The organism is Wolbachia endosymbiont of Drosophila tsacasi (assembly GCF_028982115.1).
Taxonomy (GTDB): Bacteria; Pseudomonadota; Alphaproteobacteria; order Rickettsiales; family Anaplasmataceae; genus Wolbachia; species Wolbachia pipientis_B.
In genome coordinates this window covers 1-8,820 of sequence record NZ_JAPQLJ010000016.1, presented here as the reverse complement: position 1 = coordinate 8,820, position 8,820 = coordinate 1, and the positions used below count along the sequence as shown (strand labels likewise).

Genomic DNA, 8,820 nt, shown 5'->3' with positions numbered 1-8,820 from the left:
TTTGATCAAAAAGGCACGAGAATTTGGCTATACTTTAGTGCAACAAGAGGAGCTAGTTAAGGAAGTTTCTTAGAAGATTTTTATGAGTAAAATATTTCAATAAAATTGGTAAAGTTGAAGGGTCTTTTTCATAAGTAAGAATTAAAGCATTCAAAGTAACATCGTTAGGTATTATTTCTTTTGGCAGAGTTACTACACATATAGAATATTCTGAATGTTTTGAAACCAGACCCACTAGGTACTTTCCTTTGCGATCATCAGCTGATCTACGAAATTTCTTTCCAACAAATATACCATGTAATGCTTTGGTATCAGATTTTATAATATCGCTTAACATGAAAACCCCATTAATTATCTAATATATATAGTTTAATACTATTTTAACAACATGTCAAATTAGTTTAATTATTAATCATATTGTTTAGGTCCTTAATAGAGATTATGCAAGAGACCTATCTACTTTCGAGTCTGGTTCTGCATCTTTTTATCTGGCTCAAAAATCTTATAGATATAAGAATTCCTGACGCTTTTTTCATTAGGCATAACAGTCAAACTAGATCATAAAATAAAGTTCATTACTTTTATAAAATCATTTGTGTTACTGTAAAAACCAAATCAATTCAAAATCAAAAGCATCTGTCTGCAAACTTATAAAGGCTTGATGTACCACGATAGATTTTTTGAGACTTTAAATAGGTATACTTTCTCATCCACCTTTTAACTTATATAAATTAACCAATAGCAAAAAAATAACACAAGTTAAGCTTGATGCATAATAACTAGCGGCAATAATGTTATCTAAAAGTTACCTCTTCCCACTATAAGTGTCAATCCTTAGGAAGATCTCTAAATTATTAACTTAACTCTATCCCTTCTCAACTTAGGTTATTTCAAACTTCCACAACTGCAGGATTAACACCATTATCAACTTCAACATTACTAAGTGCTGTATTTGCTTTATATGAACAGCAACACCCTACTATAAGAAAAACCGACGCAGCTACTGCGAGTGAAATACATATTGCTAAATAAGACATTGTTAAACTTGCACCAACAGCAAATACGCAAGATAATACAAAAAAGACAGAGGCGCACTTACCTTGCCTTTTACTATGAGTGCTTGCTTCCAAGAATTTTTCGTTTTTACCATTTAGCTCTTTATTTTTGCTTTCAAGTTGTTTCTGCAGATCTCGGATTTGACTTTCTAGCCCATTCTTGCTTTCAAGCTGTTCCCGTAGATTTAGATCCATTTGAAAAATCCCCATTTGTTGCTGATCAGCTTCTTTTATTTCATCAAAAATGGTTTTTTCTGTAGAATTAGGCTGTGAATCTTTCAACCTTAATTCTTCTTTTAGTTGTTTTATCCTTTCTTTTAAAAAACTATTACTTGATGTTAATTGCTTATTGCCTGCATTTGCCATACCTAGCTTTTCTTCCAGCTCTACTACTTTCCTACGGTAGTCATTTAATTCGGCTCTTTCTTGTAATGCACCTATGTCCTCTGTTTGTATATCAAGATCTTTTACCTCTTCTGACCTTGAAATGTGTTTGTATTCGTTATTGAACTCATTCCTTTCTTGTTTCAATAGCCTATCTTCCCCATCCTTACACTTCCAAGATAGTTCTTCTACTTCTGCATTTGCTCTAGTTAGCTGTGTCTTTAGTTTATTATTTTTGGCTAGAAGCTTTCTATTCTCTTCTTTTAATTGATCGTTTTGTTCTGACAACTCCTGATTTTCTTTATCTAAAGAAACACTTAAATCTTCTTTTAACTGTAATCTTTTTTTAGTTTCGTGAACACCTTGAGCTAGGTTTTCAAGCGAATTTTTGTGGCAAGTTCGGCCATCACCACGCTTAATCAGTTCTTCTGCCTCATGAGTAAGACTTTGAACACCTGCTACAATTTTTTCTAAGCATCTCAACTGTGATGGGTTCCCTTTTATTAGTTCCCTCATTTCGTTCAATGCAGTTGCTATTGTGCTAGTTGGCTCAGCCAGTCTACTTGCGCCAGCTACACCAATTCTGTCACTCAGTTCAGCCTCATCAATCGAATCGTACAAGTTACTTGTGAAAATTTGGCGGCACGGACTGCTCAGGTGAATCAGGGTATTCGAGAAAGCAAAGTAAGATGGGTCAAAGTAGAAAATCGATTTATCCAAATCAGACATGTACTCGCCACCCACGAAAATCAGCTCAACCTGCTCAGGTACCTTATTATGATTGGACTCCCCAACGGAGTCCTGACTTGATTTTGGTGGCATATCATACCTCATTTTAACCCTTGTAATTCTATCACAATTTAAATAGAAAGAAAAGGTGTTTTTTTGGATAAAATATTTTTGAGAGAAATATCTAATTTTAGTGTTACAACAAATTTATTTATTAACTACCTTTTCAAAAAGCACAAATAAGGTACCTACCTTCGTGAGAACAATTTAAATAAAAGCGGCGTTGTGAAAACAAAGGTGTGAAATTTTTGCAACAAAGCTAGGTAAATTAGTTCATATATAAATGTGGTAAAAGTAAGCTAATCTGAGCGCTATAACCCTTGCTGAGCTCTCTGTTCAGTGTCCGTTCAAATCAAAGCTACTGAATTCATAAGAGGTAAGATCATTGAAAGTTTTGAATCTTTGTGCATATTCACAGCCGATGTCAGAACAAAAGCTTGCTGGTTTTGGTTGCTGGAAATGGTTGCATTATTTAAATTTATTAATGTTGTATACTACTAAATTAATAGCTGTTCATTTAAGAACCTCCTTCAACTTTACCCAACTCGACACATATACTTTTTGAAACATTGCTACAAGTAGAAAAAAACAGGTTACCCACCTTAACTTCTTTAAATTTGCTCACAATCTCTACTTGATGCATAAGGTTTTTGTTACACTCCTTTCATCTACCGATTACTTCTACCTACCGCCTTTACCTTTGCTAAGGTCAGAAACACACTAGCTTCAGGACTTTCTAAGCTCGACTGTGGCAGGCCACCAAAATTACTGGAATCACTAACACTAAGCGATATAGGTGCTTCTACTGGTCCACACCCTTCTCCCACTCTGTGATATCTTAATTCTAGATAAGTACGTAATAATGGATCAATTTGTTCTCTATTTTGAATGTATGCTTGCAATTGCACATCTTGAAATCCCGGATCATTCCTGAATAATTGTGAAATGCCCACTCTTATGTTCTGAAAGTAATTTCTATCTCTGTTTGGGTAGTTTCTTTCGAGAAAGTCACGCATAATATTTACAATATTCTGAACTTGTTCTCCAGGATTTTCATTTAGGACTCGATTAATATCCTTAGCATTTTCTAATGCCCATAAACCACAATTCCAACCATCTGTTTGCTGACGAACAGAAACATTATTAATCCTGATATTATTTCCTAAGTTATTTTGAATGATATCGGTAATACCACCTGGAACAGCAGTAGCAGTTGAATCAGCATAGTACCCAACATAGTTCCCATTTTGACGTTCAATCACTAGTGTAACCCAATGAGTGTTATTTAAAGTAATGATTAAAGTTAAACGCTGTTGTTCTTCGTTTTCCCTAAATTGATTTAATACTCTAACAATGTGCTCGTTACCGTCATTCCTTGCCAAATTAGCTGCTTCAAAAGTGTGATTACCTTCAGTACGAAGCTGATATTGCAATCTTCCAGCATGAGCTATATCAATTTGTTGAAGCCAGTAATCATAAAGTCCATTTCTCGTTGCAAATTCTAGTGTAAGTAGATCATTTACTTCTATCCCTTGATTTCCAAGAATATCTCTTATTTGTCTTCTTATTCCTTGTGCTATAGGAATGGCATTATCACCTCCCATTATTCTTGACCTTAGTATTTCTAGGAATTGTTGTCTACTACCTTCGAAGGTAGTAATACTAACACATCGACTATCACCTAGATCAAACAGTAAAGTCTGGTTCCGTCCGGGATTTTCTCGAATATAATTTATTAAATTTTCACGAGTCTGATCTGATAATAGACCCTCTGGTGGATTTTCATCAATAACACTTTCAGGGACCACTAGTCCTCCTGATCTTAAGTCACGACCACCACGATCAAGTTTATGTACATACTCTTCTCTTCCTATTCCTTCTGGAATAGATATCAGACCTTCTACTCTCCCTGCACCTGCATTAAATATAAGAGGAAATAAAACCACCTCATTTCCAGAAGTAATAAGCAAATATCCTCTTTGCTTGTTCATAAGTTCTTTTATTCGATCTTTTGCGTTATTCTCCTTTTGTGCTACTTCTTCTACATTACCAGCAAATCTTAATATATATCCAATTGGATGAGTATCTAGATCATTCTCTGTAGGTTGTCTTAATAATAAAATGTCTAATGTCTGTTCTGTAATTCTTGTGAGTATTACCCTTTCTCCTTCTTCTTCCCGCCCCCTTTTCAAACTATATGTTTGACCAACTTTATACATAGCAAGCACTTTATAAGGATTATCACTAGCATAAAATGTACCATGTAGTATAGAACGAAACTTATCCTCACTATTAACATTTATTGCGTCCCTAAGTGGCATCAATATTCCAGAGATCTCTTGAAATAGTTCTCTATGCTGACCTACATTTTTCCAGCCATCGTTCATAACCCTTTCTGAAATACCATGTACATTTTCAACATTAGGCACTTGTATAAGATCACCAGCAAGAAAATTATTTGCATTATTATTTTGGTAATCGTGATATAAACCAAGGTCATTTGGTTGATCAATATCTAGCTCAAATTGGTCATTAAGTGTGCATGAAACTTCCCATATATGAACATTATTTCTATTAACATTAAGAGCTTGTAAATCGATAGCTTCTTGCTGTTGCGCATCGTGAGCTCTAATATGAAGTGTAACTATATTATGACCCTGAGCATAAAAGACCATAGTTAAAGTATGTCTTCTTAAATCTCCATCACCGTATCTAAATATATACTTTCTTACACGTACTCGATCTTCTCCTTCTTCCAGCTCTAAATACTCTCTAGCAAAAGCACTACTCCCAAAAGTAAAACCAGTTATACAATCAAATATTCTGTTATAATTCTCTGCATTTCTTGGTATTTTAGCAAGAAGATGTTGAAGTAAGAAATCTCTAATATTTTCTCTAATTCCTTCATTCTCCAAACACTCAAATAATCTTTGTACTAAAGGAAATCTATCCTGTTGAAGCCCTACCGTATCAACCCTAAAAGGAATTCGATTTAAATCAAAATTTAATCCAACACAAACAGTATGCTCTGATGTGGTAGGTATAAATGAAGAAACATATAATCTTTTAGCGTGACCTCTGGCACAGTCTAATGCGGTACTGGACAATGTTGCTCCTGTAGCAATATTAATGACAATAGGAACATTTCCTCTTTCTTCTTGATGACGTACAAGAAAAGCAACATGTGAGTTTCTAGGAGATAAGTCAAGATCGATGCCTATTGTGTAGCGATGACTAAAATTTGCTAAGAAAGCTAATAAAAACCCGTAACTCTCAAACTTTTGACTGCGATTTTGAATGTCATTTTGTAGGCTGCCTAGGTAATTACGATAGATTCGAGTTATGTATGGCAAAATTCCTTCATTTATTCCACGTTCTACATTTATTCTTTGGTTACTTGCTAGCACTTCCATAAAATTGAAAATCCCTTGCTGACTTGGTCCAACTTGCACAAAATTGACCAAATGACCAAGCTGTACGATCTGATCTTGATCGAGTCGTATACTTTCTATTTCCTTAACTTTCAACACACTGCTTGGCGCAAGCACATTAATCTCCCTAAGCCTATTGCGTTCTATATGCCTCAGAAGGCTAATCTCAGACGCTGAATATTCAGCAAATCTATTTCTACCTTGAGAATCTTTTTCACGAATCATCTCGAATACTGTTGCAATTGCCTCTCCCTGACTCCTGCCTTTCCCATGCATACATACTTTGTACTGCTCAAAACTTAGGTCTTCTTTCCTTAAACCTTGATTTTGCTGTATAATTTTTTGTACTAGAGAATCTTTCTCCCTTTTACTAAATCTTAACCCACCACTATTAGAACGATCAGAAATGCTGTAACACCTGACAACTTGCTGTCCGTCACGATTACGAGTTAAAACAACAACTTTTAGGTTTCCTGTATTTCTATTTCTACCACTTGTATCAATACCATGATTATCAAAACGAAAATAGACTTTCTCATCTGTATTCAAAATGCCTGCATCATGAGCAGTAGCAAACATACTAAAAAAGAATACAGGAAGGAAACGTCCTGTACCTACATGATACAAGAAAGATGGACATTGATTTAAAAAGGATTCAAACTCTTGTCTAAAACCATCAAGATCTCCATCCACTAAATTCCTAATAAGCCCATCACCATTACTCATACAAAATACCCTTTATTTACTACGACCAAAAATACCAAGAGTTCATAAGTGGATTACTTATTACCACTAAGCGTAAAGATGCTTTTTTTTCTTATAAGAAGAAACACCACTTACACTAGGAGTTCCAAGCTCAGACTGCGGACTATCATCAATTGGCAAAGTTGTTCTCTTACTGCCACAAGCTTTAACTGGCAAAGTTGTTCTCTTACTGCCATGAGCTTTAGATCGTGTCCGTAAATCATACCTAGGGCCATCACCTCCAGGAGGTAAAGTTGTTTTCTTTAACTCAGAAAACAATTCTTTCGCCAAATCATCGTAGTTTATACCTTCTTCCATTCTTTCTCTACCACATAATCTAAGGTTTTCTACCATGACTTCTTTAAAAAGTTCAAACTTTTCAGGAAAGCAACTTTTAGCAAATGATATTATATCTAATATTTCTTCTTTCTCTATTTTCCTATTGAGCTTACAAACATCTTCTTTAAAAAATTCAAACTCTTCAGAAAAGTAACTTCTAGCAAATGATGCCATATCTAATATTTCTTCTTTCTCTCCTTTCCTATTGGGCTTACAAACATCTCCTCGTTTCCAATTAATAATTAATCCCCCAAGTACACTCTTTATAGGAACTGTATAATTAGAAGTATTAACAGAGGTCTCTCTGTATTCAGTAAAGCGTTCACATTTCCAAATCTTCATAACAAGAGATCTAGCTTGAACACTTGACTCAGGATTTTTCAACATTACATTTGAAAGTGAGTAAAGGAGGAGGTCATACTCATCTTGTGAGAATATTTTCTCTGAATGATCTCCACGTTCTGAAACGCCTTTATAACACCAGCACTGTACCAAATCATGAACCGTATCAAAAAAACATGACTCTATTAATTCAGCAAGAATGGAATATACTCCCTTATCTTTCTGCAGCAATTTCTGTAAAAGAGTATCTTTATCACCTATATTCCTTACACAAAAATCTAAAATAGGAGCGTCTTTCTCAACAGATTGAGGACGAGAAAGAGCAAGAATAGCTTCTGTAAGCTTCTTTTCCTTATCTTCTTCTTTTAAATGATTATAAAAATACTCTACCCCTTCACTCCACTTAAGTTTTACAGCACTGTCAAAACCTTCTACTGCATCATACTGCTTTAATTCCCCAGATTCTCTATCGATCCAGAAATCAAATAGAGGACCTTTCCTTCGAATGCCACCCAAAAGCGAGTTTCGTATGTACTCATCAGTTATAGGATTACCTCTACTATCAAGTTCATCAGAAGAAAATCCATTTTTGTAGGATTTAAATGCTTTTTGAAAGAGTGGATGAATTTTATCTACTACACAGTAACTACAAGCCATCTCATATTTGCGAAGTGGATTATCGATTTTCCTTATTTTTTTTTTAGTAAAACTTTGACCTAAAGCAGCATTATTCAACCTTACACCTGACCAGGAACTTTCAGCTCGGAATACACTGTGCAAGAACTTCAGCTTATCACCCTTAAAGTATTTTATGTGCTCCATAAAGTTATCCTGAAGGACTCCCACCCATCTCTTGATAGCTGACTTCCTCCCAGCAGCAACTGTTGGATCTGGATGTTTAATAGCTTCCTGTAATTTTTTGGACATCGTAGCCCGAAGCTCTTTCTGTGTTGGCATTAACCCCGCCTGTTAAGTATTTATATAAAAAAGGTATTGTACAGATATTAGAATGGATTGCAATATTAAAATTACTAGAATAGAGGGTTTAATAAAAAAACGTTATGGCTAAAACTTCTTTTCTTGAATTTTCTTAATATAATCAACAGAAAACCCTGTTATTTCAGCAATAACATCAATAGAAACACCCGCCTTAAGTGAATTCTTTGCCACAGCAATTTTAGCCTGTTGTTCGCCCTCTTCCCTACCTTCCGCTCTGCCTTTTTGATGACCGATGAGGATGCCTTCTAGTCTGCCTTTTTCGTGTCCAACCCTAACACCTTCATCAAATTTTTGAGCGAAAGCAGCTACCTCATCCATTAAACGTTTTTTCCTTTGCTCATATGCTAGTAATTCTTCCTCCGACCAATTAAACTTATTCATCTCTTCATAAGCTCATTTTATTATTACATCACTACCAACTATTTTATCTAGGTCCTCTTCCCTTGTTTCTGCTGCATATCGAAAAAAATAACACCACTTTTCTACTATATTTTTTAATTGATCTTCTTTAGTCTTGGTAAACTTTGGTAATTCAATGAATACGAAGTAGAGATCCTTTAAATCATGCTCATTAGTATTTTCATCCCGAATAGTATGATTAGATTTATACTCAGCCTTATCTGGAAAAATAATACAATCAGCAACAGCTATAAAGATAATTTCCTTGAGGTTATGATAATCATCACCTTGATCTGCTTGACTTGAGTAAGCTTTAGCAGCATAATATTGGGCACGTT

Annotated in this window: 4 protein-coding genes and 1 pseudogene; all 5 read right to left on the bottom strand. The window is 34.9% G+C overall.

The genetic code is table 11. From position 1 onward, the window contains the following. Positions 1-52: 52 nt before the first annotated feature. The gene (locus tag OZD70_RS01000; RefSeq protein WP_275020288.1) at positions 53-337 is read right to left on the bottom strand and encodes a hypothetical protein; all 285 of its coding nucleotides are present in this window, start codon (positions 335-337) and stop codon (positions 53-55) included. 553 nt (positions 338-890) lie between these two features. Continuing rightward, positions 891-2,261 (bottom strand): TomO hydrophobic C-terminal domain-containing protein, encoded by a 1,371-nt coding sequence (locus OZD70_RS00995; RefSeq protein ID WP_275020287.1) that lies wholly within the window; start codon positions 2,259-2,261, stop codon positions 891-893. 635 nt (positions 2,262-2,896) lie between these two features. Next, a complete protein-coding gene (locus tag OZD70_RS00990; RefSeq protein ID WP_275020180.1) occupies positions 2,897-6,385 on the bottom strand; it encodes a cytoplasmic incompatibility factor CifB in 3,489 nt (1,162 codons plus the stop codon). A gap of 66 nt (positions 6,386-6,451) precedes the next feature. After that, positions 6,452-8,041, bottom strand: coding sequence for a cytoplasmic incompatibility factor CifA (locus OZD70_RS00985; protein ID WP_275020182.1), 1,590 nt, complete (start codon positions 8,039-8,041; stop codon positions 6,452-6,454). Positions 8,042-8,149: 108 nt separating this feature from the next. Further along, a pseudogene (locus OZD70_RS00980) lies at positions 8,150-8,820 on the bottom strand (Rpn family recombination-promoting nuclease/putative transposase); the annotation flags it as partial.

Coding starts and splice junctions, on each gene's coding strand:
- OZD70_RS01000 (WP_275020288.1), bottom strand. CDS start 337: ATGTTAAGCGATATTATAAAATCTGATACCAAAGCATTACATGGTATA.
- OZD70_RS00995 (WP_275020287.1), bottom strand. CDS start 2,261: ATGCCACCAAAATCAAGTCAGGACTCCGTTGGGGAGTCCAATCATAAT.
- OZD70_RS00990 (WP_275020180.1), bottom strand. CDS start 6,385: ATGAGTAATGGTGATGGGCTTATTAGGAATTTAGTGGATGGAGATCTT.
- OZD70_RS00985 (WP_275020182.1), bottom strand. CDS start 8,041: ATGCCAACACAGAAAGAGCTTCGGGCTACGATGTCCAAAAAATTACAG.